This is a genomic window from Streptomyces sp. NPDC039462 (assembly GCF_055639375.1).
The window spans coordinates 298,378-322,079 of sequence record NZ_JBVKAO010000005.1 but is presented as its reverse complement, the minus strand read 5'-3'; the positions used below and the strand labels follow the sequence as shown (position 1 = coordinate 322,079).

23 protein-coding genes are annotated in these 23,702 nt (G+C 72.5%); 7 read left to right on the top strand and 16 right to left on the bottom strand.

Translation table 11 applies throughout. The annotated features are described in order from the left end of the window. Nucleotides 1-200: 200 nt before the first annotated feature. The gene (locus ACZ7LU_RS27205) at nucleotides 201-1,190 is read left to right on the top strand and encodes an aldo/keto reductase (protein WP_470984492.1); all 990 of its coding nucleotides are present in this window, start codon (nucleotides 201-203) and stop codon (nucleotides 1,188-1,190) included. 19 nt (nucleotides 1,191-1,209) lie between these two features. Next, nucleotides 1,210-1,707: a DUF6314 family protein gene (locus ACZ7LU_RS27200; RefSeq protein WP_471918263.1), complete on the top strand. Its 498-nt coding sequence runs from the start codon at nucleotides 1,210-1,212 to the stop codon at nucleotides 1,705-1,707. A gap of 1 nt (nucleotide 1,708) precedes the next feature. Here ACZ7LU_RS27200 and ACZ7LU_RS27195 read toward each other — a convergent pair whose 3' ends face one another. Next, nucleotides 1,709-2,146 carry a GNAT family N-acetyltransferase gene (locus ACZ7LU_RS27195; RefSeq protein ID WP_471918262.1) on the bottom strand — a complete coding sequence of 146 codons (438 nt, stop codon included), beginning with the start codon at nucleotides 2,144-2,146 and terminating at the stop codon, nucleotides 1,709-1,711. Nucleotides 2,147-2,216: 70 nt separating this feature from the next. Further along, nucleotides 2,217-3,653, bottom strand: a complete 1,437-nt coding sequence (locus ACZ7LU_RS27190) for an aminotransferase-like domain-containing protein (protein WP_471918261.1) — start codon at nucleotides 3,651-3,653, stop codon at nucleotides 2,217-2,219. Here ACZ7LU_RS27190 and ACZ7LU_RS27185 point away from each other — a divergent pair. Next, entirely contained in the window at nucleotides 3,652-4,596 is a 945-nt protein-coding gene (locus ACZ7LU_RS27185) for a DMT family transporter (protein WP_468092386.1), read from the top strand. The genes ACZ7LU_RS27190 and ACZ7LU_RS27185 overlap by 2 nt on opposite strands. Before the next feature lie 95 nt (nucleotides 4,597-4,691). Beyond that, nucleotides 4,692-4,886, top strand: a complete 195-nt coding sequence (locus ACZ7LU_RS27180; protein WP_398311077.1) for a DUF1918 domain-containing protein — start codon at nucleotides 4,692-4,694, stop codon at nucleotides 4,884-4,886. A 1-nt stretch (nucleotide 4,887) separates the two neighbouring features. On the opposite strand, the gene ACZ7LU_RS27175 is transcribed toward ACZ7LU_RS27180, so the two are convergent. Beyond that, complete coding sequence (locus ACZ7LU_RS27175) at nucleotides 4,888-6,132, bottom strand: glycoside hydrolase family 10 protein (protein ID WP_398311080.1); 1,245 nt, start codon at nucleotides 6,130-6,132, stop codon at nucleotides 4,888-4,890. Nucleotides 6,133-6,321: 189 nt separating this feature from the next. On the opposite strand from ACZ7LU_RS27175, the gene ACZ7LU_RS27170 reads away from it, so the two are divergent. Together ACZ7LU_RS27170 and ACZ7LU_RS27165 are read left to right on the top strand one after the other, a co-directional pair. Beyond that, the gene (locus ACZ7LU_RS27170; RefSeq protein WP_398311083.1) at nucleotides 6,322-7,182 is read left to right on the top strand and encodes a 3-hydroxybutyryl-CoA dehydrogenase; all 861 of its coding nucleotides are present in this window, start codon (nucleotides 6,322-6,324) and stop codon (nucleotides 7,180-7,182) included. Nucleotides 7,183-7,399: 217 nt separating this feature from the next. Further along, nucleotides 7,400-7,657 (top strand): hypothetical protein, encoded by a 258-nt coding sequence (locus ACZ7LU_RS27165; RefSeq protein ID WP_468092381.1) that lies wholly within the window; start codon nucleotides 7,400-7,402, stop codon nucleotides 7,655-7,657. Here ACZ7LU_RS27165 and ACZ7LU_RS27160 read toward each other — a convergent pair whose 3' ends face one another. From ACZ7LU_RS27160 to infC, 10 genes are all read right to left on the bottom strand, one after another. Further along, entirely contained in the window at nucleotides 7,658-8,200 is a 543-nt protein-coding gene (locus ACZ7LU_RS27160; RefSeq protein ID WP_362993555.1) for an NUDIX hydrolase, read from the bottom strand. An 85-nt stretch (nucleotides 8,201-8,285) separates the two neighbouring features. After that, nucleotides 8,286-9,635 (bottom strand): transcriptional regulator, encoded by a 1,350-nt coding sequence (locus tag ACZ7LU_RS27155; RefSeq protein WP_398311089.1) that lies wholly within the window; start codon nucleotides 9,633-9,635, stop codon nucleotides 8,286-8,288. A 314-nt stretch (nucleotides 9,636-9,949) separates the two neighbouring features. Next, nucleotides 9,950-11,056, bottom strand: coding sequence for a PP2C family protein-serine/threonine phosphatase (locus ACZ7LU_RS27150; RefSeq protein ID WP_468092378.1), 1,107 nt, complete (start codon nucleotides 11,054-11,056; stop codon nucleotides 9,950-9,952). A 191-nt stretch (nucleotides 11,057-11,247) separates the two neighbouring features. Next, on the bottom strand, nucleotides 11,248-13,758 hold the full coding sequence (pheT, locus tag ACZ7LU_RS27145) for a phenylalanine--tRNA ligase subunit beta (protein ID WP_398311095.1): 2,511 nt from the start codon (nucleotides 13,756-13,758) through the stop codon (nucleotides 11,248-11,250). Beyond that, nucleotides 13,758-14,888, bottom strand: coding sequence for a phenylalanine--tRNA ligase subunit alpha (gene pheS / locus ACZ7LU_RS27140; protein WP_468092374.1), 1,131 nt, complete (start codon nucleotides 14,886-14,888; stop codon nucleotides 13,758-13,760). Before pheS ends, pheT begins: the two co-directional genes overlap by 1 nt. A 166-nt stretch (nucleotides 14,889-15,054) precedes the next feature. Then, nucleotides 15,055-16,197: a sensor histidine kinase gene (locus ACZ7LU_RS27135; RefSeq protein ID WP_398311101.1), complete on the bottom strand. Its 1,143-nt coding sequence runs from the start codon at nucleotides 16,195-16,197 to the stop codon at nucleotides 15,055-15,057. A 51-nt stretch (nucleotides 16,198-16,248) separates the two neighbouring features. Then, nucleotides 16,249-17,094, bottom strand: coding sequence for a TrmH family RNA methyltransferase (locus tag ACZ7LU_RS27130; protein ID WP_471918260.1), 846 nt, complete (start codon nucleotides 17,092-17,094; stop codon nucleotides 16,249-16,251). 193 nt (nucleotides 17,095-17,287) lie between these two features. Next, complete coding sequence (gene rplT / locus ACZ7LU_RS27125) at nucleotides 17,288-17,671, bottom strand: 50S ribosomal protein L20 (RefSeq protein ID WP_362993569.1); 384 nt, start codon at nucleotides 17,669-17,671, stop codon at nucleotides 17,288-17,290. Between the two features lie 93 nt (nucleotides 17,672-17,764). Next, nucleotides 17,765-17,959 carry a 50S ribosomal protein L35 gene (rpmI, locus tag ACZ7LU_RS27120; RefSeq protein ID WP_362993571.1) on the bottom strand — a complete coding sequence of 65 codons (195 nt, stop codon included), beginning with the start codon at nucleotides 17,957-17,959 and terminating at the stop codon, nucleotides 17,765-17,767. A 105-nt stretch (nucleotides 17,960-18,064) separates the two neighbouring features. After that, nucleotides 18,065-18,772: a translation initiation factor IF-3 gene (infC, locus tag ACZ7LU_RS27115; RefSeq protein ID WP_398311108.1), complete on the bottom strand. Its 708-nt coding sequence runs from the start codon at nucleotides 18,770-18,772 to the stop codon at nucleotides 18,065-18,067. A gap of 441 nt (nucleotides 18,773-19,213) precedes the next feature. Here infC and ACZ7LU_RS27110 point away from each other — a divergent pair, with 441 nt between their 5' ends. After that, complete coding sequence (locus ACZ7LU_RS27110) at nucleotides 19,214-19,591, top strand: DUF1844 domain-containing protein (RefSeq protein ID WP_398311111.1); 378 nt, start codon at nucleotides 19,214-19,216, stop codon at nucleotides 19,589-19,591. A 43-nt stretch (nucleotides 19,592-19,634) separates the two neighbouring features. Here the strand turns inward: ACZ7LU_RS27110 and ACZ7LU_RS27105 are convergent, their stop codons facing one another. The 3 genes from ACZ7LU_RS27105 to ACZ7LU_RS27095 are packed head-to-tail and all read right to left on the bottom strand — an operon-like array spanning nucleotide 19,635 to nucleotide 23,258. Beyond that, nucleotides 19,635-20,369, bottom strand: a complete 735-nt coding sequence (locus tag ACZ7LU_RS27105; protein ID WP_398311114.1) for an SseB family protein — start codon at nucleotides 20,367-20,369, stop codon at nucleotides 19,635-19,637. Nucleotides 20,370-20,409: 40 nt separating this feature from the next. Beyond that, nucleotides 20,410-21,579, bottom strand: coding sequence for a type VII secretion-associated serine protease mycosin (gene mycP / locus ACZ7LU_RS27100; RefSeq protein WP_471918259.1), 1,170 nt, complete (start codon nucleotides 21,577-21,579; stop codon nucleotides 20,410-20,412). Next, complete coding sequence (locus ACZ7LU_RS27095; RefSeq protein ID WP_471918258.1) at nucleotides 21,576-23,258, bottom strand: hypothetical protein; 1,683 nt, start codon at nucleotides 23,256-23,258, stop codon at nucleotides 21,576-21,578. The genes mycP and ACZ7LU_RS27095 overlap by 4 nt, the downstream gene beginning before the upstream one ends. Nucleotides 23,259-23,702 lie beyond the last annotated feature (444 nt).

The following is a 23,702-nucleotide window of genomic DNA, read 5'->3' as shown; positions in this document are numbered from 1 at the left end:
GGCGAGGGGGGGCAACAGGAAGACGATCTCCACGCTAGGAACCGGCACGCCCCCGAACCATCGGGCTACCGGGCCGAATCCCCCTGGGGAAAGCCCCCGTACGCACGCTCCTGTCCCGCGCCCGAACCGCCTTGACCTGGAGTCCACTCCAGCTCCTAGGGTCGGAGCCGATCACCGGGCACACCCCAGGAGGTACCACCATGACCAGCCTTCCCACGCGCCGGCTCGGCGCGCTGACCGTCTCCGCCCAGGGCCTCGGCTGCATGGGGATGAGCCACGGCTACGGCACGTCGGACGACGCGCAGTCCATCGCGACGATCCACCGCGCCCTCGACCTCGGCGTCACCCTCCTCGACACCTCCGACTTCTACGGCGGCGGCCACAACGAACAGCTCATCGGCCGCGCCCTCGCGGGCCCGCGGCGCGAACAGGCCGTGATCGCCACCAAGTTCGGCTTCGCCAACCGGCTCGGCGAGCCCACCCTCATCCGGGGCGACGCGGCGTACGTGCGCGAGGCCTGTGACGCCTCGCTCCGCCGCCTCGGCGTCGACCACATCGACCTGTACTACCAGCACCGCGTGGACCCGAGCGTGCCGATCGAGGAGACCGTCGGCGCGATGGCCGAGCTGGTCCGGGCGGGCAAGGTGCGCCACCTCGGGCTCTCCGAGGCCAGTGCGCGCACCCTCCGGCGGGCGCACGCCGTGCACCCGATCGCCGCGCTGCAGAGCGAGTGGTCGCTGTGGACCAGGGACCTGGAGGCGGAGATCGCGCCGGTCTGCCGCGAGCTCGGCATCGGCCTCGTGCCGTTCTCGCCGCTCGGGCGCGGCTTCCTCACCGGCCGCTACACCTCGCTCGACGGACTGCCGCAGGACGACCTGCGCCGCACCCAGCCCCGCTTCGCCGACGGCAACCTGGAGCGGAACCTGTCCATCGTGGAGACCCTGGACGCGCTCGCCGCCGAGAAGGGCGTCACCGCGGGGCAGCTCGCGCTCGCCTGGGTGCAGCACCGGGGTGCCGACGTGGTGCCGATCCCGGGCACGCGCCGCGAGAAGTACCTGGAGGAGAACGTCGGAGCCGTCGCGATCGAGCTGTCGGCCGACGAGCTCGCCGCGATCGACGCGGCGGCGCCCGCGGGCCGGGTGGCGGGCACGCGGTACGACGAGCGCAGCCTGGCGGCCGTGGACAAGTAGGGGCGCGTAACCTGCGGGTATGCCCTTTCCCGACGAGAACACCGACGGCGCCGCGAGCGGTGCCGTCCCGGTGTTCCGTCCCGTGCCGGACGTCCTGGCCCATCTCGCGGGCGAGTGGCGCGTCGAGCGTACGGTCCGCGACCTCGCGGACGGCTCCGAGGGCCGCTTCACCGGTACGACGCTCTTCTCGCCGCTGCCCGCCCCGGGCACCGGCGGCCTCCTCCACCACGAGTCCGGCACCTTCACCTGGCACGGTGTCGCACGCCCCGCCGAGCGCACACTGCGGTTCCTGCCCGGCGAGGAGGCGGGCACGGCCCGCGTGGAGTTCGCCGACGGCCGCTTCTTCCACGACCTCGACCTGCGCACGGGCCGCTGGACGGCGGACCACCCCTGCGCACGCGACCTCTACCGCGGCGAGTTCGAGGTGGTCGACGCGGACCGCTGGCGCGCCCGGTGGCGGGTCGGCGGCCCGGCGAAGGACCTGCTGCTCGTCACGGAGTACCGGCGGACGCAGTGACTCACTGTGTGCCGCGCGCCATCCACTTCTCCGGGGCCTCCAGGGCCTTGAAGCCGAGCTTCTCGTAGACCCCGTGCGCGTCCCCCGTGGCGAGCAGGGTCCGCCGCACGCCGTACGGCTCCAAGTGCGCGCAGACCGCGTCGACGAGCGCGACACCGAGGCCCTTGCCGCGCACGTCCGGCGAGACGTACACGTCGCAGAGCCAGGCGAAGGTGGCCCGGTCGGTCACCACGCGGGCGTACGCGACCTGCTCCCCCGAACCCGCCTCGTACACCCCGAAGTTGATCGATCCGGCGATCGCCGCGTCCTGCTTCTCGCGGGTGCGTCCGAGCGCCCAGTACGCGTCGGTGGAGAGCCAGTGGTGGACGCGGGCGGCGTCGATGCGGGCGGGGTCGGCGGATATCTCATAACCGTCGGGCACGGTGACACTGTCGTTCATGGGGCGAGCCTCGCAGCCGCCGCGGGGTGGAGTCGAGTGGATTCCGCCTGGTGGGACGGGTTGTCCACGGCTACCCCAGTACCTCGTCGCACGCCACCCGCAGCCTGCGCACCCCCTCCGTGATCTCCCCCACTCCGGCGACCGCCGCGAAGCTCAGCCGGACGTGTCCCGCCGGGGGTTCGGCCGCGAAGTACGGGCGGCCGGGGGCCACGGCCACGCCCGCGCGCAGGGCCGCGGAGGCGAACGCGGACTCGTCCACACCGTCGGGCAGCCGCAGCCACAGGTTGTAGCCGCCCGCCGGGATGTGCGGCACCGTGAACTCGGGCAGGCGCAGCCGCAGCGCCGCCGCCATCGCGTCCCTGCGCTCCTTCAACTCCCCCGCCACCGCCCGCAGATGGCGCGGCCACGCCGGGGTGCCCACCAGTTCGAGTGCCGCTTCCTGGAGGGGCCGCGGCACGAAGAAGTGGTCGACGACCTGGATCGCGCGCAGCCGTTCGAGGACCGGTCCGCGGGCGGCGAGCGCGCTGACGCGGAAGCTCGGCGAGGTGGCCTTGGTGAGCGAGCAGACGTGGACGACGACGCCGTCGTGGTCGTCGGCCGAGAGCGGGCGCGGCAGCGGCCCGGCGTCCTCGTGGACGAGGCGGCGCACGAAGTCGTCCTCGATGACGAAGGCACCCGCCTCGCGGGCGATCCGCAGGACCTCGGGGCGGCGCTCGGCGGAGAGCACGGCACCGGTCGGGTTCTGGAACAGCGGCTGGCAGACGAAGACCCGGGCGCCCGTCGCCCGGAAAGCGGCCGCCAGGAGCTGGGGCCGCACCCCGTCGGTGTCGACCGGCACCGGCACCGGCCGCAGCCCCGCCGCCCGCGCGATCGCCAGCATGCCCGGATACGTCGGGGACTCGACGAGGACAGGGGCGCCGGGCGGGGCGAGCGCCCGCAGGGCCGTCGTCAGCGCGCTCTGGCCGCCCGCCGTGATCAGCACTTCGGCGGCCGTGATCGCGCCGCCGATCCCCCGGGCGAACCACTCGCGCAGCTCGGGCAGGCCGTCGACGGGCGGCCGCCCCCACGCGCCGGGCCGCCGCCCCGCCCGCGCGAGGGCCGCCGCCATCGCCCGCTCGGGCTGCAGCGCGGGGTTCAGATAGCCGCCGTTGAACTCGATGATGCCCGGCGCCGGCGCGGCGAGGGTGGCCAGGACCCCGGAGGCGTCGACCGAGCGCGGCACGAGTTCGGCCGCGGCGTCGGCGCTCAGCGTCACCTCCTGCCACGAGGTGTCCTCGGCGGGTGCGGCGGCCGCCGCCGGTTCCGCGCGGAAGACGCCCGCGCCGGGCCGGGTGACGACGAGCCCTTCGGCGGCGAGCTGCGCCAGCGCCCGCGACACGGTCACCGGGCTCACCCTGAACCGTTCGACGAGCGACCGGCTCGACGGCAGCTTTCCACCCGGTGAGTAGCGGTCCAGCTCGCTCCGCAGACTTTTCGCCAGTTCAGCCACGCTGCTACTGTCATGCATGACAGCACAGGATAGCGCTACTCGCCCGACCCGGATAGCGGTCCCGGCCCCCGCGGAGACTCCCCGGCCGGCCCGCCCCTCCGGTACCCGCCGCGCCGGCACCGTCATGGCCGCCCTCGGCGTCACCGCCTTCTCCCTCACCTTCCCCTCGACCGCCTGGGGCCTCGAAGGCATCGGGCCCTGGAGCTTCGTCACCCTGCGCGGCGTGCTCGCCGCACTCGTCGCGGGCGGCTGTCTGCTCGCCCTGCGCGTCGCGGTCCCGCACCGCCGCCACTGGGCGGGGCTCGCGGTGGTCGGCGCGGGCGTCGTCGTCGGTTTTCCACTGCTCACCACGCTCGCCCTGCAGACCTCCACCACCGCGCACGCCGCCGTGGTCGTCGGCCTGCTCCCCCTCACGACCGCCGTCCTCTCGGCGCTGCGCACCGGCGCGCGCCCGTCGCGCGCGTTCTGGGCCGCGGCGCTCACCGGGGCCGCCGCCGTCATCGCGTTCACCGTGCAGCAGAGCGGCGGCGCCCTGACCGCCGCCGACCTCTACCTCTTCGGCGCGCTGCTGATCTGCGCGGCCGGCTACACCGAGGGCGGTCGGCTGGCCCGTGAGATGCCCGGCTGGCAGGTCATCGGCTGGGCGCTGATCCTCTGCCTGCCGCTCAACGTCGTGGGCGCGCTGGTCGCCCTGCCCCACGAGTCCTTCCAGCTCACCGGGCACAGCACGGCCGGGCTGCTGTACGCCGCGATCGGCTCGCAGTTCCTCGGCCTGGTCGTCTGGTACCGGGGCATGGCGGCGATCGGCGTCCCCAAGGCCAGCCAGCTGCAGCTCGCCCAGCCGCTGCTGACCCTGGTCTGGTCCGTGTTCCTGCTCGGCGAGCACCTGACCGTCGCCGCGCCGCTCACGGCCGCCGCCGTCCTCGTCTGCATCGCGGTCACCCAGCGGGCCCGGAGCTGACCCGCGGCACGCCGCACCAGGGGTCAACTGCCACCACCCGTCGTAGACTGACGGCCACGGAACGCGACCGCAGAGCGGACGAGGGAGCACTCCACATGCGCGCAACCGTAGGTGACCGACTGTTGGTGCACGGCAGGATCGTCGGGCAGCGCGACCGCACGGCGGAGATCATCGAGGTGCTGGGCGCGGACGGCGGCCCGCCGTACCGCGTCCGTTTCGACGACGGCCACGAGACCCTGATGTCGCCGGGTCCCGACACCGTCGTACGGCATCAGGACCCGGCTCAGTAGCTCACATGGCTCCGCGCGGTGGCTTCGCCGGCTCCTGGTAGTGGTCGGCGACCACCCGCGCCATCGCGCCGATCTTGTCGACGCCGACTTCCTTCGCCGAGAAGTAGATGTGCCCGCGCACCTCGTCGAACCCCTTGGCGTACGTGAGGTGCCGGGACAGCTCCGCCGGGTCCTGCCAGGCCGCGGGCTGCGCCGGGTCGCCGGCCTTGTAGAGGGCCTCGCCGATGTAGAGGTTCACGCCGGTGCCGCGCACGACGTCGTTCCACCACGGGATGAGCTTGGCGTAGTCCGCGGCGGGGAAGCCGATGTTCCAGTACACCTGCGGGACGATGTAGTCGAGCCAGCCCTTCTTCACCCAGCCGCGCGTGTCGGCGTACAGGTCGTCGTAGGTCTGCACCCCGGCCCGGGTGTCCGAGCCCGTCGGGTCGGTCGCGATGTTGCGCCAGACCGCGAAGGGGCTGATCCCGAACTGCGTCTGCCGCCGCGCCTTCTTCACCCGGCCCGACATCTCGCGCACCAGCCGGTCGATGTTGTCGCGGCGCCAGGAGGCCCGGTCCGGGAAGCCGCCGCCGTACTCCTCGAAGGCCGCGTCGTCGTCGAAGACCTGGCCCGCGACGGGATACGGGTAGAAGTAGTCGTCCCAGTGCACCGCGTCGATCGGGTACTTGCGGACGGCGTCCAGCATGGCGTCCTGGACGAAGCGCCGCACCGCGGGCAGGCCCGGGTTGTAGTAGAGCTTCCCTCCGTACGGCACGACCCAGTCGGGGTGCACCCGCGCGGGGTGCGTGGCCACCAGACGCGACGGGTCGGTGTGGTTGGCGATCCTGAAGGGGTTGAACCACGCGTGCAGTTCGAGACCCCGGCGGTGCGCCTCCTGCACGGCGGTGCCCAGCGGGTCCCAGCCCGGGTCCTTGCCCTGCGTCCCGGTGAGGTACTCCGACCACGGCTCGTACGGCGAGGGCCACAGGGCGTCGGCCGTGGGGCGCACCTGGAAGACCACCGCGTTGAGTCTGCGGCTCGCCGCCGAGTCCAGGTAGGCCAGGAGCTCGCTGCGCTGCTGTGCCGCCGGGAGCCCCGGCTTGGAGGGCCAGTCGCGGTTGACGACGCTCGCCAGCCACATGCCCCGCAGTTCGCGCTTCTTCTTCCGTCGCCGGTCGGGAGCGGCGGCCGCGTCACCCGCCGTCGCCAGGCCGGCCACCGCCGCCGCGGCCACCACCGAGAAACCCCGACGTGACATACGCCTCATCTGCATGCCCCCTGAGCTCGCTGTGCACCGGCACCCCTTGCCGGTTGCGGACAGCATGCCCGACCCGGCCCGCCATGGACCCCTCATTGCGGAGTAACGTTCACGGCCGAGGCAGGCACCGCATCCAAACGGGGGTACGGGGACCTGCCGGCCCCGTTGATCAGCGAAAGGCACGAGGTGACCGACTCCATGACCGATATCGCACGCGTCGGAGTGGTGGGCTGTGGCCAGATGGGCGCCGGAATCGCAGAGGTCTGCGCCCGCTCCGGACTGGACGTGAAGGTCGCGGAGACCACCGGCGAGGCCCTGGAAATCGGGCGTACGCGGCTCTACAACTCGCTCTCCAAGGCAGCCGAGCGCGGCAAGATCTCCGACGAGGAGCGCGACGCGACGCTCGACCGCCTCAGCTTCACCACCGACCTCGGCGAGTTCGCCGACCGTGACCTGGTCATCGAGGCCGTGGTGGAGAACGAGCAGGTCAAGACGGAGATCTTCCAGGTGCTCGACCAGGTGGTGACCCGGCAGGACGCGATCCTCGCCTCCAACACCTCCTCCATCCCGCTGGTGAAGCTGGCCGTCGCGACCTCGCGTCCCGACCAGGTCATCGGCATCCACTTCTTCAACCCGGCGCCGGTGCAGCAGCTCGTCGAGCTGATCCCCGCGCTGACCACCTCAGAGGGCACCATCAGCCGGGCCCAGGCCGTGGTCGAGAAGATCCTCGGCAAGCACGCGATCCGCGCCCAGGACCGCTCCGGCTTCGTGGTCAACGCGCTGCTCATCCCGTACCTGCTCTCCGCGATCCGGATGTTCGAGTCGGGCATCGCGAGCCGTGAGGACATCGACAACGGCATGGAGCTGGGCTGCGCCCACCCGATGGGCCCGCTCAAGCTCTCCGACCTGATCGGCCTGGACACGGTCGCCTCGGTCGCCGACTCCATGTACGCCGAGTACAAGGAGCCGCTGTACGCCGCTCCCCCGCTGCTGCAGCGGATGGTGGACGCGGGGCGGCTCGGCCGGAAGACCGGCTCGGGCTTCTACACGTACGCCTGACGGGCCGTACGCCTGACGGGGCTCACTCCCCGTACGAACACTCTCTGTACCCGACGGGCCCGGCACTCCTGCGAGTGCCGGGCCCGCGGCGTTCACACACCGTGTGCGCCGGGGGCTCGCATATGCCCATCGCACACGCTCCCGCCCTGCCCACCGCGCTAGTTCACTTTCTGTGCGGAGGAAGGGGGGACGCGCCATTACAGAGAGGAGTGGTCTCGTGGCCACCGACGGCGAGAGTGCCGTGGTCCCGGAAGAACTCGCGGAGTTGCGACGCTGCCTGGACGTGGGGCTCGCCCGCGTCGACGGACGGCTGGCGTTGCTCACTCAGCACGACGAGCAGACCGCCAAGAACGTGGAGACCATGGAGGCCAGGGTCACCGCGCTGGAGAACACACGCTGGCCGCTGCCCACCATCGTCGCCCTCGCGGCGGTCGCGGCGATCGCCGTGGCGGTCTGGCAGGCCATCGGTCGCTGACTAGCGCGCGTCCTGACCGAGGCGCAGATGGTGGAGGAGGAGCAGGGCCGCGGCCATGTTCGCGGCCGGCACCTCCCCGCGGGAGACCATGTCGGGGACCAGCTTGAGCGGGACCCACTCGCGGCGGTCCGACTCGAAGTCGTCCTCGGGATGACCGATGTACGTCCCTTCGTCGGACCAGTAGATGTGGTGCCGGGCGTCGGTGAGGCCGTTGGACGGCTCCACGCTCATGAGGTGCCGCAGCGGGCCCGGCCGCCACCCGGTCTCCTCCTCCATCTCGCGTGCCGCCGCGTACGCGATGTCCTCGCCGTCCTCGACGACGCCTGCCGCGAGCTCCCAGCCCCAGCTGTCGGTGATGAAGCGGTGCCGCCACAGCAGGAGCACTTCGTTGGCGTCGTTGACGACGGTGGCCACGGCGACGGGCCGCAGCCGTATCAGGAAGTGGTCCAGATGCCGGCCGTCGGGCAGTTCGACGTCGGCGAGATTGACCGTGAACCACCTGTTTCCATACACAGTTTGTTCGCTCTGTTTCGTCCACTGCACGGTTCTGCCACCTTCCGACTGGTAGATGGCAATATCGCAGCAGACGAATCTTTGCAGCAGCGTGTGTGCGCCTCCGGACTGTGCGTCACAGTGGTACGCGCAGCGCCCCCGCGATCAGTTCGGCCGCCTCGGCCGTGCCCGCGCAGTCGCTGCGGACCAGGTGTTCGCGCACGGCGCGCAGCCGGTCGCGCAGCCGCTGGGACTCCATGCCCCGCGCCTGTTCCGCCATTTCCACCGCGGTGGCCACCGCCTCGTCGGTGTTGCCCTGGCGCAGTTCGATCTGGCTGAGCATGGCGAGCCGGTGCACCCGCCCGCGGTCGTGCGCCGGAGTGTCCACGGCCGCCGCGGCGTGCTCCCTGGCGCTGACCAGATCGCCGAGGCTGAGCAGCGCCTCCGCCACTTGCACGTTCACCAGACCGGGCTGGACATAGCCGGTCTCGTCCGGCTCACGGCCGCGCAGGATCCGGTCGGCCGCGGCCTCCGCACGCCGGATGCAGGACAGCGCGCTCCTGCCGTCGCCCAGGTGCGCGTACGCCTTGGCCTGCATCGCGTACAGGTCGGAGGCGAGCGCCGGGGTCAGGTCGCGGCCCGCGGCCCGCAGCGCCGCCTCGGCGAACGCGACGGCCTGCCGGTACTCGCGCATGAACAGCGACTGGTTGACGAGCAGCGCGATCACATACGCCCCGAGCCCCGTGTCGCCGCTCGCCTTGGCGAGGCGCAGCGCCTGGTGGAAGTAGCGCTGGGCGAGGCCGTGCGCGTCGGAGTCATAGGCGCAGATTCCCGCGATGGCCACCAACCCGCCCGTGGAGCGGTGCAGTTGGCGGCCCATCTCGTCGGTGTAGCTGCCGCGCAGCAGGGGCGCGGCCTCGGCGTTGAGGAAGCCGACGATGCGGGTGCGGGTCGCGATGCCCCCGGTCTTGCGGTACATCTGCTCGTAGTGGGCGCGGGCGGCTCGCATCATCTCGATGTCGGCCGTGCTCACGGGGTGCCGTCCGCCGCGCGACACGTCGACGTCGTCGGGCGGGTTCTCCCACTCCCAGACGGGCATCACGGCGGGCGTGCCGGTGACGGCGGGGGCGCCGAGCAGGTGCGGGCGCTGCTGTTCGTCCGAGCGCCACAGGGCGGTGGCCCGTTCCACGAAGCCGGAGAGCGTGGAGGCGGCCGAGCCGACCCGGGCGGCGGGGACTCCGGGCAGCCCGAGGCCGATGTCGTCCAGGGTGACGGGCCGCTGCAGCCGGGCGGCGAGCACCTCGCAGATCAGGTCGGGCACCTGGCCGCGCGGGCGCTGGCCCTTCAACCAGCGGGACACGGCGGTGTGTTCGTACCGCAGGGCGAGGCCTCTGGATCTGCCGGCCTGGTTCACATGTGCGGCAAGTCCCGCGTGGGAGATGCCGGCTTCGTCGAGGATCGCGTCGAGCAGGGTGTTGGGCTGCATGGATGCCCTCCGGAGGCTCGGTGCTCCTCAGATTAGTGGAGGTCCCTTCACACGGGGTGTGAACGGAGTGCTCGAATCCGGGGGGTGTGCGCTCTGCCGCACGGTGTGTGGGATCGCTTGACTGAGGTGCCTCATCAGTTAAGGAGGCCGGCCGGGCCGTCGGCTCCCCCCTCGAACAGCGCGGCGGCCCTCACTCGCGTCGTCCGTCCCGCCGTCTGCCCACAACTCCATGGCGGGGCGGATGGCGCACGCCGGTGTTCCACCGCCTGCCCGGACCGGCCAGCCGCCCGGACGCGCCGGAGTCCGGCCGTCGTTCACCTGCCGGTCATGGAGCGGACGTGCCGCTCCGACTCGTGTTCCGGCTCCGGCTCCGGCTCCTCCTCAGGCTGCTGCAACGGGACCCTCTTCCGGTCGTTGCGCAGCACGAGCAGCGCCGTGTCGTCGGACGGCAATCCCTCGGAATGGCGGAGGAGTTCGGCGTAGACCCTGCGGATGAGGCCCTGCGGGGAGACCGGCGGGACGCGGGCCGCCTCGGCGAGGACGGCCCGCAGCGGGAAGAACGTCCCCGCCGCGTCGCGCGCGTCCTCCATGCCGTCCGTGTGCAGGACGAGCAGCTCGCCGGGCAGGAGCCGTCCGCAGTTGAGCACCGGCAGGTCGGCCGGGAGCGGGAAGGAGCCGAGCGGTGGCAGCGGCACACTGTCCGTCAGGTGCCGCGCGGTGCCGCTGAGCAGGTGCGGCCAGGGGTGCCCGCAGTTGAGCGCGGAGATTCCGCCGTCCTTGGCGATCTCCAGAAGCAGTACGGTGACGAACTCCTCGGCCAGCGCGCTGTCCGGCGCCGGGGTGCCGCTCGCGGTGCCTCCGGCCCGCGAGCGCTCGTGCAGGTGCCGTGCGAGTGCCCGCTCCAATCGCCGCAGGACCAGGGGCAGTTCGGGCTCGTCGTGGGCGGCCTCCCGGAAGCTGCCGAGCACCGCGGCGACGGTCCCCATGGCGGCGAGGCCGTGGCCGCGCACGTCTCCCATCACGACACGGACGCCGTGGTCGGTGGCCGCCACCTCGTACAGGTCGCCGCCGACGGAGGCGCCCCGGGACGCGGAGAGCCGTCCGGCGGCGAGCGTGAGCCCTTCGACGCGCGGCGGCAGGGGTCTGAGGAGTACGTTCTGTGCGGCGCCCGCGACCTCGCGGACCTGCCGCAACTCCCGCAGCAGCGCCCGCCGGACGTGGAGGATGAGCCCGGTGCCGACGGCGAAGAAGACGGCACTGCTGACGATCCGCGCCCCCATGCTGTCCTGCGTGGCGAGCGGGCAGGCCAGTTTGTACGTGATGGCGACGGCGCCCCACACCGTGGGCAGGCCCAGCGTGAGCACCCGCCGGGCGCCCTGCCGCTCCGCCCGGCAGGGGGCTCTGGTCTTGATACGGATCATGCCGGTGGCCCCCCTTGGCCCTGTTCCGCGCGCAGACCGGCCCTTACGACCGGATCGATTCTGTCTACCGTGTGATCCGATCGGGCCAAGTGACGCCACATGTCACCCAAATGAGTGAGGGGCTTACCCGGTGGTCCGGGTAAGCCCCTCTTTGCGCCTCTTGTGCGCCTGGTGGCGGCTACGGGCAGTGACTACGCTCCGCGCAGCACCGCGCCCGTCCGCTCGGCCGCCAGCGCGACGGCCGCGTCGCGGGCCGCGGAGGCCTCGTCGACGGTCAGCGTGCGGTCGGCGGCCCGGAAGCGCAGCGCGTACGCGAGCGACTTCTTGCCCTCGCCGAGCTGCTCGCCCTCGAAGACGTCGAACAGCCGGATGGACTCCAGGAGTTCACCGGCCCCGCCGCGCAGGAAGTACTCGACCACGGCGGCCGGCACCTCCTTGTCGACGACGAGCGCGACGTCCTGCGTGGCCACCGGGAAGGTGGAGATCCGCGGCGCGTTCAGCGCCCCTTCGCGGGCCTGCTCCAGGGCGTCGAGGTCGAGCTCCATCGCGCAGGTGCGCGCGGGCACGCCGAGCGCCTTGACGACGCGCGGGTGCAGCTCACCGGCGTGTCCGACGGAGACGATCTCGCCGTCGACGACGACCTTCAGCTCGGCGCAGCGGCCCGGGTGCCACGGTCCGTACTGACCCTTGTCGACGATCAGCTCGACGCCGGCCTCACGGGCGACGGTCCGCGCCGCCTCGACGGCGTCGGCCCAGTCGGCCGGGCGGCCCTTGCCCCACCAGCCGGCCTGCTCGCGGGCGCCCGCGAGGACGACGGCGGCGTGCCGGGGCTGGACGGGCAGCGCGTCGGTGAGGGACGCGATCTCCTCGTCGGTGGGCCGCCGGTCGACGGGCAGCCGCACCGCAACCTTCAGCTCGTCCTGGGGGTGGAAGACGAGGCCGGTCTCGAAGAGGGCCAGGTCGTGCGAGCCGCGTCCGTCGTTGCGGCGCAGGGCCGAGAGCAGACCCGGCAGCAGCGTCGTGCGGAGCGCGGGCTCCTCGTCGGAGAGCGGGTTGACGAGCTTGACCACGCGGCGGTTCGGGTCGTCCGCGTCCAGGCTCAGCTGGTCGAAGACGCCCTCTCCGATGAAGGGGTAGCTCAGCGACTCGACGTAACCGGCGCCGGCCAGCGCACGGCCGACGCGGCGGTGCAGCCGCTGCCGCTCGGTCAGGCCGCGGCCCGCGGGGGGCTTCGGCAGGGTCGAGGGCAGGTTCTCGTACCCCTCGAGGCGGATGACCTCTTCGGCGAGGTCGTTCGGCTCGGCGAGGTCGGGGCGCCACGACGGGACGGTGACGGTCAGGTCGTCCTGGCCGTACACGTCGCAGCCGACCTCCTGGAGGCGGCGTACGACGGTCTCGCGGCCGTAAGTGACACCGGCGACCTTGTCGGGGTGGTCGGCCGGCATGGTGATCGTGCGCGGCGCGGTGGGGGCGATGACCTCCGTGACGCCGGCCTCCGCGGTGCCGCCGGCGAGCAGCACGAGCAGGTCGACGGTGCGCTGCGCGGCGGCGGCCGCGGCCTGCGGGTCGACGCCGCGCTCGTAGCGCTTGGACGCCTCGGAGGACAGCTTGTGGCGGCGCGCGGTGCGGGCAACGGAGATCGCGTCGAAGTGCGCGGCCTCGATGACGACGTCGGTGGTGCCTGCGGCTTCGTCGTGGTCGGCGATCTCGGTGTTGGCGCCGCCCATGACGCCCGCGAGGCCGATGGGGCCGCGGTCGTCGGTGATGACCAGGTCACCGGCGTCGAGGACGCGCTTGACGCCGTCGAGCGTGGTGAACTTCTCGCCCTGCTCGGCCCGGCGCACGCCGATCGCGCCCTGGATGCGGGAGCGGTCGTACGTGTGCAGGGGCTGGCCGAGCTCCATCATCACGTAGTTGGCGATGTCGACGGCGAGCGAGATCGGGCGCATGCCGACCTTCTGCAGGCGGCGCTGCAGCCAGATCGGGGAGCGGGCCTCGGGCCGCAGGCCCGTGACGGTGCGCGCGGTGAAGCGGTCGCAGCCGAGCGGGTCGCTGATCTTGACCGGGTAGCCGAAGGAGTTCGGCGCGGGCACGTCGAGGAGCGCCGGGTCGCGCAGCGGCAGGCCGTAGGCGATGGCGGTCTCGCGGGCGACGCCGCGCATCGAGAGCGCGTACCCGCGGTCGGGCGTGACGGCGATGTCCAGGACCTCGTCGACGAGCTCCAGGAGCTCGATGGCGTCGGTGCCGGCCTCGTGCTCGGGCGGCAGGACGATGATGCCGCCGCTGCCGTCGTCGCCCATGCCGAGCTCGTCGCCGGAGCAGATCATGCCGTGCGACGTCCTGCCGTACGTCTTGCGGGCGGCGATGGCGAAGTCGCCAGGCAGGACGGCGCCGGGCAGGACCACGACGACCTTGTCGCCGACGGCGAAGTTCCGGGCGCCGCAGACGATCTCCTGCGGCTCACCCGTGCCGTTGGCCATGCCGACGTCGACGGTGCAGAAGCGGATGGGCTTCTTGAAGCCCTCCAGCTCCTCGATGGTGAGGACCTTGCCCACGACGAGCGGGCCCTTGAGGCCGGCGCCGAGCTGCTCGACGGTCTCGACCTCCAAGCCGACGGCGATCAGCTTGGCCTGCACGTCACGGCCGGTCTCGGTGGCGGGGAGGTCGACGTACTCCCGCAGCCAGGAAAGCGGGACCCGCATCAGATCTCCATCCCGAACGGCCGGGTGAACCGGATGTCACCCTCGACCATGTCTCGCATGTCTTCGACGTTGTGGCGGAACATCAGCATCCGTTCGATGCCGAACCCGAAGGCGAATCCGCTGTACTTCTTGGGGTCGACGCCGCAGGCCGTGAGGACCTTCGGGTTGACCATGCCGCAGCCGCCGAGCTCGATCCAGCCCTCGCTGCCGCAGGTGCGGCAGGGGCGGTCGGGGTTGCCGACGGACTCGCCGCGGCACACGTAGCAGACCATGTCCATCTCGGCGGACGGCTCGGTGAACGGGAAGTAGTTCGGCCGCAGGCGGGTCTTCATGTCCGGGCCGAAGAGCGCCTGGACCATGTGGTCCAGGGTGCCCTTGAGGTCGGCCATGGTGAGGCCCTCGTCGACGGCGAGCAGCTCGATCTGGTGGAAGACCGGGGTGTGCGTCGCGTCGAGCTCGTCCGTGCGGTACACGCGGCCGGGGCAGACGATGTAGACCGGCGGCTCGCGGCGCTCGAGGAGCGCGCGGGCCTGCACGGGCGAGGTGTGCGTCCGCAGGACGACACCGGACTCGTCGCCCGTCTTGCCCTCGGGGCCCTGCACGAAGAACGTGTCCTGCATCTGCCGGGCCGGGTGGTCGGGCGTGAAGTTGAGCGCGTCGAAGTTGAACCACTCCGCCTCGACCTCGGGGCCCTCGGCGACCTCGTAGCCCATCGAGACGAAGACGTCGGCGACGCGCTCCATCATCGTGGTCAGCGGGTGCCGGGCGCCGGCGGGCGTGCGGTCGTACGGCAGCGTGACGTCCACCGCCTCCTCGACCAGGACGCGGGCGTCGCGCTCGGCCTCGAGCTCGGCCTGGCGGGCGGCCAGGGCCTTGCTCACGGCGCCGCGCGCCATGCCGACGCGCTTGCCCGCCTCGGCCTTGGCCTGCGGGGGCAGCGCGCCGATCTCGCGGTTGGCGAGCGCCAGCGGCGAGGTGCCGCCGGTGTGCGCGACCTTGGCCTCCTGGAGCGCGTCGAGGGAGTCTGCGGCCGCGAAGGCGGCGAGCGCCTCGTCCCGCATGCGCTCGATCTCTTCAGGTTTCAGTGCCTCGACCTCAACAGGGTCGTACGACTTGTTCGGTGCCGACATCTCTTCCCGTGCTTCCGGTTGGCTGGCGGATGGGTCCCCGTCAACGACTCGGAGACAAGCTGTCCCAGGTGTGGGGACACAAAGTGCCAACGACCGAGTCTAACGGGGGTGCGGTGAACGAATGCGCCCGCGGGCTGCTCAGGGCGCCCTCACTGACTCATGTGAGTCACTGGAGATACGCCGGGGCCCCCACGGGCAACGTAAATCGGAACTGGGCGCCGCCGCCGGTCGCGCGGCCGACGGTGATCGTCCCGCCGTGCGCCTCCACGATGCCCTTCACGATGTACAGCCCCAGTCCCGTCCCGCCGCGCTTGCTGCCCCGCCAGAAGCGGGTGAAGACGCGGCCCATCGACTCCTCCGGAATGCCGGGACCTTCGTCGCTCACGGTCACGGCCGTCTCGGCGCCGCCCCGCTCGCGCGGCGAGGAGGAGGGCGCCACCTCGATGGTGACGGTTCCCTCGCCGTGCCGCACCGCATTTTCCAGCAGGTTGCTGAGCACCTGGTCGACCTTGTCGGGGTCCGCCCAGCAGTCGGGCAGGGGCCGCTGGACCCGGACGAGGAAGCGGTCCGCGTCCTGGCCCGCGGCGACGTGCGCCTGGACGTGCCGGCCGACGGCCACCCCGATGTCGACGGGCTGGCGGCGCAGCTCGAGGCGGCCGGAGTCGATGCGGGAGATGTCGAGGAGCTCGGCGATCAGCCGGGTGACGCGGTTGGCGTCGGCGTCGACGGTCTCCAGCATCAGTTTCTTCTGGTCGTCGGTGAACCGCTCCCACTTGGCGAGCAGTGTCGCCGTGAAGCCCTTGACGGAGGTGAGCGGGGAGCGGAGCTCGTGGGCGACCGTGGCGATCAGCTCGGCGTGGCTGCGCTCGGTGCGGCGGCGGGCCTCGGTGTCGCGGAGGGAGACGACGACACGGCGTACGGGGCCGGTGCGGGTGGTGCGGACGTAGCGGGCGGAGACGAGGACCTCGCGGCCGCCGGGCAGGAGCAGGTTGCGCTCGGGCTGGCCGACGCGGATGGCGAGGCCGCCGTAGGGATCGGTCAGCTGCCACCAGCGGCGGCCTTCGAGGTCTTCTAAGGGGAGCGCGTGGTCCAAGGGCGTGCCGAGGGCGTCGGCCGCGGGGAGAGCGGTGATCCGCACCGCCGCCGCGTTGAAGCAGATGACACGGCCCGTCTCGTCCGCGACGACGAGCCCGTCGGGCAGCTCGTCGGGGTCGAGTCCGAGGCCGCCGAGGTCACCGGGACCGCCGTGGTCCGCGCGAGCACGGACGAGGTCCTGTACCCCCGGTGCTCTGCTCGTGCCCACACTCATTCCCCGTACCCCACCTCTCGGACCTGTCGGGGCCCCGAGCCCGTCACACTACTAGCTCGATGTGACGGAGCGGCACCCTCCAGCGGCGCGCTGTGCACGGGCTGAGGCATAGAGGCACACGGCCGCGGCCGTCGCGAGGTTGAGGCTCTCGGCTCTGCCGTGGATCGGAACACGCACCACCGCGTCGGCGAGTGCGCGGGTCTCCTCCGGCAGTCCCCAGGCCTCGTTGCCGAAGACCCAGGCGGTGGGGGTGCCCATGGTGCCCTTGTCGAGTTCCGTGTCGAGGTCGTCCTCGCCGGCCCCGTCGGCGGCGAGGATCCGCACGCCCGCGTCCTTGAGCCCTCGTACGGCCTGTTCGACGGGTACGCCGACGGCGACGGGGAGGTGGAAGTGCGAGCCGACGGACGCGCGCACCGCCTTGGGGTTGTAGAGGTCCACGGAGCCGTCCGTGAGGATCACGGCGTCGGCGCCCGCGGCGTCCGCGCAGCGCAGCACGGTCCCGGCGTTCCCGGGGTCCCGGACGTGCGCGAGGACGGCGACGAGCCGGGGGCGGGCGGCGAGGATCTCCTCGAAGGGCACGTCGAGGAACCGGCAGACCCCGACGAGGCCCTGCGGGGTGACCGTCGTCGAGATGTCGGCGATGACGTCCTCGTCGGCGAGGTGCACGCGGGCCCCGGCGGCACGCGCCTCCCCCACGATGTCGGCGTACCGCTCGGCGGCCTCGACGGTGGCGAACAGTTCGACGAGCGTCCGCTCGTGCCCGGCGGCCTCCCGCACGGCCTGCGGCCCCTCGGCGAGGAACAGCCGCTCCTTCCCCCGGAAGTTCCGCTTGGCCAGCCGCCGCGCGGCACTGACGCGAGGCGACTTGGGGGAGATCAATTCGGGGGCGGCGGTCATGAACTCACCTTCAGGGAAAGATGCGGGCGCCCCGTGAGGGGCGTCCCGTCAGGGGCGCGGGGAACTGCGCGACCAGCCACAAGAGGCCCGCGGACGGCCGACGACAGACGAGGGCAGACGAGTACCCGGACGCACTCGGACCCGCAAGCCGTTCGGCTTACGGGTCCGAGATCACGCTCAGCTCAGCGAAGCGTCACGCCGCCTTGGGCGCGTTGACGTCCGACGGCAGCGCCTTCTGCGCGACCTCGACGAGCGCGGCGAACGCGTTCTCGTCGTTGACGGCCAGCTCCGCGAGGATCTTGCGGTCCACCTCGATGTTGGCGGCGTTCAGACCCTGGATGAAGCGGTTGTAGGTGATGCCGTTGGCGCGGGCAGCGGCGTTGATGCGCTGGATCCACAGCCGACGGAAGTCGCCCTTGCGCTTCTTGCGGTCGTTGTAGTTGTAGACCAGGGAGTGGGTGACCTGCTCCTTGGCCTTGCGGTACAGGCGCGACCGCTGGCCGCGGTAACCGCTGGCCTGCTCGAGGATCGCCCGACGCTTCTTGTGGGCGTTGACTGCCCGCTTGACGCGTGCCACTTGTTAACTCCTTGTAGCTGGGTCACGTGTGTGACCCGAGAACGGCTTGGTCCCGATGGTCGGTCGGCTGCGCCCCGGGTGCGGGGCGCGCCGTCACATACCGAGGAGCTTCTTGACCTTGGCGGAGTCCGCCGACGACAGCTCGACGGTGCCGGCGAGGCGGCGGGTCAGGGTCGAGGACTTGTGCTCGAGGTAGTGGCGGCGGTTGGCACGCTGCCGGAGCACCTTGCCCGAGCCGGTGACCCGGAAACGCTTCTTGGCACCGCTGTGAGTCTTGTTCTTCGGCATAGCGCCGTTCTCTCCTCGTCAGTGGCACTCCGATGCCCGGTCGCGAAACCGGGCATCCGGGAGCCATATGTATCGATTGGCATCCCCTGGACTCGCGTCCGGGGATCAGGCCTCGGCGTTGGCCTCGGCCGGGGCCTCGGCGGGAGCCTCGTCGAGCTCCTCCCCCTCGGCGGAGTTCTGCGAGCGGCCCGGATTGGCCTTCGCGTCCGCCTTGCGAGCCGCCTGGGCCTCACGGGCCTCGGCCATCGCCTCGGTCTTCTTCTTGTGCGGACCGAGAACCATGATCATGTTTCGGCCGTCCTGCTTCGGGTTCGACTCGATGAACCCAAGGTCCTCGACGTCCGAAGCGAGGCGCTGCAGCAGTCGGAAACCCAGCTCGGGGCGGGACTGCTCGCGACCACGGAACATGATCGTGATCTTGACCTTGTCGCCCTGCTTGAGGAACCGGACGACGTGACCCTTTTTGGTGTCGTAGTCGTGCGGGTCGATCTTCGGCCGGAGCTTCATCTCCTTGATGACCGTGTGCGCCTGGTTCTTGCGCGCCTCACGGGCCTTCATGGCCGACTCGTATTTGAACTTCCCGTAGTCCATGAGCTTGCAGACCGGCGGACGCGCGGTCGCGGCCACCTCGACCAGGTCGAGGTCGTACTCCTGTGCAAGCTCCAGGGCCTTGGCAAGCGGAACAATCCCGACCTGCTCGCCGCTGGGACCGACAAGTCGCACCTCGGGAACGCGAATCCGGTCGTTGATGCGGGGCTCGGCGCTGATGGATCCTCCTCGGTAGCACCACGCGGCCGTCTGGCGGACAGCCACGTAACGTCTGTTTTCGTTGGACCTAACCGATTCGGCGCACAAAAAATGCCCCGACCGGAACACAGGCGGGGCTCCTCACAAACCGGAGCACCACCACGGTGTACCGCGGGGCGCGTCTGACAATTCCATCGTCCGTACGGAACGATGGAAACCGTCTGACCGGTGACCCGCCGCCCTCAGGGCGGCCAGGTGGGAGATTCGGAGCCTCCACTTGCGGGTTGACTCACTGCGGAGCCAACCGGTCGCTGTCCAGAATACCAGCACTTCGGGAAGTACACGCCCCAGCGGTCCCGGGCCGCCGGCCGGGGAGCCCGTGCGGCGACGTATTTGATCGAAGAAGTCGTCCGTCGTGACCGCCGTGCCGGGGCTCCGTCGGGCCGAAGGCCCGGGCACCGCCATCAACTAGGCTTACACCGTTTCGGCCCTCAGGAAGATGTGAGCATGAGCGACGCGACCCCCGCCCCCGAGTCCCCCTCCGGTGACTCCCCCGACTTCGACACCCTGACCCGTGACATCGCGGACGTCCCCGCGGTCGAGGTGATCACCACCGTGGCGGTCCACCTGATGAGCGCCGCCGCCGTCAACCTCGGTCTGGCCGAGGGTGGCGAGGGCCACAAGGACCTGGACGAGGCCCGCAAGCTGATCCACTCGCTGGCCGGCCTCCTCGACGCGAGCGCCACGGAGATCAGCTCGTTCCACGCGGCGCCGCTGCGCGACGGGCTGAAGTCGCTGCAGCTGGCGTTCCGCGAGGCGTCGCTGGTGAAGGACGAGCCGGGCCAGGGGCCGGGCGAGAAGTACACGGGTGCGATCTACGGCTGATGTGTCGCCCGGTCCACGGCTGACCCGTCGACCGTCGGTGCTTTCAGACCGTACGTACGTAGAGGGGCTCGCCCGGTGGCGTCGCCTCGGCCGGCAGGAGTGCCAGGTCGAGACCGCGCACCAGGCGGGCCCTCAGTGTTTCGTCGGCGGCGATCCGCCGGGCCACGCGCTGGGCGGCGTCGGCCGGGTCCGCGGCCGGGTCGAGGACGAGGGCGAGGGTGCCGTCCGCGCGGCCGGGGCCGAGGTGGGCGCGGAGCACGACGGGCTCGGCGGCGACGGCGGCGCGGACCGCCTCGGTGACGGCCGGGTCGGCGAGCGGGTCGGCGCTGGCGCGTCCCTCGGCGAGGGCGAGCAGGGCGGAGCGGCCCAGCTCATAGGGGACGGGGCCCGCGAGGTCGAGGACGATGGTGTCGGCCTGCTCGTGGGCGGCGGCCTGCAGTGCCTGGTGCAGCGGGACGGCGACGGGGCGGGCGGCCGGGTCCCACAGGGCGAGGGCCTCGATGGAGGTGAAGGCGGGCAGCGCCTTGCGGTCGCCCGCCTTGAGGGTGGGGACGGCCATGTCGCTGGTCTTCTCCCTGCGCAGCCCGTTCTCGTCCTCCTCGACCTCGCCGAGCACGGCGACGACGGGGACGAGGAGCCGGGCCCCCGCGAGGGCTTCGAGGACCGGGCCGTGGGCCGTGCGGTCCGCGGACCAGGCGGCGAGCGCCGCGGCCAGCCGGGGGTCGGCCGTGCCGTCGTCGTCGGAGAAGCCCGGATCGGGAATGTTCTTGTTCGCCATGTTCGCCATGTTCGCCACGTCTCGACCCTACAGAGTGGTCTCAGTCCCGCCGCGGCGCCCCGGACCTGGTCCGCCACAGGTGGACCGCCAGCGCGAGCAGGCCGACACCGAGGCCGCCGGCGACCGGGCCGACCCAGCCCGCGGGGCCGTCGTCGCCCCGCGTCTCGTCCGGGCCCCGGCCGAAGTACTTCGTGCCGTACGCCGCCGTGCGCGGCTCCTCGGGCTTGAGCCGGCCGGCCCGGGCGAGCGCGGCGGCGGGGTCGATCAGGCCGAAGCCGCGGGAGTCGTCACGGCCGCCGGACGGGGCGTCGCGGGCCGTGTCCTCCAGGAGCTCCTTGATCTGCGCGGGCTGGAGCCCGGGGTATGCGGCGCGGATCAGAGCCACGGCACCCGAGACGAAGGCGGAGGCGGCGCTGGTGCCCCAGCCCTCGTAGTACTTGCGGTCCGGGTCGGCGATGACGATGTCGTCGCCGGGGGCGGCGACGGTGGCGTACCAGCGGCGGGTGGAGAAGGAGGCGCGGGCGCCGTTCTCGTCGACGGCGGTCGCGGCGATCACGCCGGGGTAGGCGGCCGGGTAGGAGATGTGGTCGCCGCGCTCGCCGCCGTTGCCCGCGGAGGCGACGACGGCAGCGCCCTTCTTCAGGGCGTACTGCACGGCGGCGTCCTCGGCCGGTTCGGGGTGGGCGGACTTGGAATCGTCGCCGAGGGAGAGGTTGATGACGTCCGCGCCGTGGTCGGCGGCCCAGCGGATGCCTTCGGCGAGGGCGTTGCCGCGGGTGTTGCGGGCCTTCTTGCGGGCCGGGTCGCCGTCCTCCAGGATCACCCGGACCGGCAGGATCTTCGCCTCCGGCGCGATGCCGAGCACGCCGTCGCGGCCGCCCGCGCCGTGCCCGTGGCCCGCGATGATGCCGGCCATGGCGGTGCCGTGCCGGGCCCAGGGGCGGTCGCCGCGGCGGGCGCCGAAGCCGACCATGTCCTTGCCTTCCAGGACGCTGCCCGCGAGGTCCGGGTGCTCGGCGTCTATGCCGGTGTCCAGGACGGCGACGGTGATGCCGTTGCCCTTGCTGATCTGCCAGGCCCGGCTGGTGTGCATCGCGTCGAGGGCCCACTGCTGGGCGCGGATGCCGTCGTCGGCGTACGCGGTGGCGGTCGGGGCGAGTGCCAGCGCGGCGGCGGCCATGGCGGCGACAACCGCCCTACGAGCCCTCATGCCGACTTCTCCGCGGCCGCGATGGTCTTGCGGAGCCCCCGCTCGACACGGTCGGCGATGCCCTTCGCCTCGTGGCCGAGGCCCGCCTGGGCGGGCGCCGACGTGGTGTTGCTGCCCATGGCCTCGGTGGCGGGCTGGGGGTCGGTGACGGCGCGGCCGTCGGCGAATCCGGAGACGGCGTACGCGACGACGGGGGCGTCCGGGAGCACGGACACGGTCCAGGCCGCCCGCTGGGCGTCCCCGAAGCCCTCGGCGGCGGTGCCCTTGGCGGCGTACGGCCGGGGCATGAGGTCGGTCCGCCGGTCCAGGCCCTCTTCCGTGAAACGGTTCCGCAGGGTCTGCATCGCGTCGGCGTCCGCCTTGGTGAACAGCAGGCCCACGGTGGTGACATGGCTGTGGGTGGCGTCCGTGTACGTGGCCCGGAGCAGCCGCAGACAGCCGACCGGGTCGAGAGCCTTCTTCAGCAGCGGGTCGAAGGCGCCCTGGCAGCCGCTGTCCGGGGCGACGGCTATGCGGGTCCAGTCGCGGTCGGCGCCGCCGGGTCCGGCGCCCTCGCCCTTCAGCTCCGGCGGAAAGAGCCGGTCGACGGGGACGCTGTGCCAGAGGGCCCCGGTGACCGTGTACGCGCTCCGGGCGGCACCGCCCGCAGCGGACTCCCCGGTCAGCCAGCTCCCGGTCACCGCGCCCCCGATGAGCCCGAGTCCGAGCACGGCACAGGCCGCGGCGGCGGCAGCGCGGGGGCGGGCCCAGGCGCCGACGGTCCGCGGCCGGGTGGCGCGGTCGTCACCCATCGCGGGCCGCGCCAAAAACACGAAGGGCCGCGCCTCGGCCCCTCCCCCGCCGGACGGCTCCTGAGCCGCCCGGCCCGAGGACGCCGAGGAGCGCGGCTCTGTCTCCCCACCAAAACCATCACGCCGCGTACGGACCGCGCCGCCCCTACCGCCTGCCCCGAACACCTCATCAACGTCAGCGTCCGCCGCGCCTACCTCTCCCACAACTACCGGCGACTCGTCGGCCAGCCGAGCCGAGGCCGGCACCGTCTCGCCGGCGGCGTCACCTTGCGTGCGGGGCACGCCTTCCCCGACGGCTGGGCCAACCCCCTCGTCGAGGGCCGCGCGCGCACGCGCCTCCCCAACCACCGGCGGCACGTCGGGCAGACGCGCCGAGGACGGCGGGGGCGGCAGCGTATCGCCTTGTATGTGGGTGCCGTCGTCGGCCGAGGGGGCGTCGGGGGCACGGGCCGGGAGCGGGGGCGCCGGCTTGCCGGACGCCTCGCGGCGCGTGCGGGCTGCGTCCTCGTCGGCGGACGGGGCGGCCGTGTGCCGCTCCCCCGCGACCGTCGGCGTGTAGTCCGGCAAGCGTGGTGGGGTGGTGGGGGTGGGGCGCCGGGGGCGGACCTCTTCGAAGGGGGCCAGCAGGTCCTGGATGCGGGCTGCCTGGTCCGGGTCCTCGACCACGTCCACGTCCACGTCGTGGGAGACCGGGGTGGGGCGCGGGCGGTCAAGGACCCAGTCCTGGTCGACCGGCGGCCGGACGTCCGGGAAGCGAGCGGACGGCACGGGCGGCGGCTCGACCGCCGGCTCGACCGTCTCGTCGGGCGGGGCGACGGAGACCGTGGGGGCCGGAAGCGTGGGGGCCGCCGACACCACGGAGGCCGGGGCCGGCGGGACCGGAGCCACGGAGGCCAAGGCCGTGGGGGCCGAGCCCACAGAAGCCGAAGCCGTCGAGGCCGAGCCCGCGGACGCCGGGGCCGTCGGAGCTGAGCCCGCGGACGCCGGGGCCGCCGGAGCCGATCCCACAGAAGTCGGAGCCGTCGGGGCCGAGCCCACAGAAGCCGAAGCCGTCGGGGCCGAACCCACGGACGCTGGGGCTGCGGACGCCGCCGAGCCTGCGGACGCTGGGGCCGCTGGGGCCGCAGGGGCCGGAGCCGAGGTGGAGGGTGGGGCCGTGGGGCGTGGTGGGGAGGGAGGGTGGGGTGGGGTGGTGGGGCGCGGGGGGATGGGGCTGTGAGGCGCCTCCGTGCTCATGCTCCCCCGTTTCCTCGCGCTCGGCCGGCCGGAGCGCGAGGTCGGCGAGGCTCCGTACGCACCGCTCGGCCAGGCTCCGTGCGCGTCACTCTACGG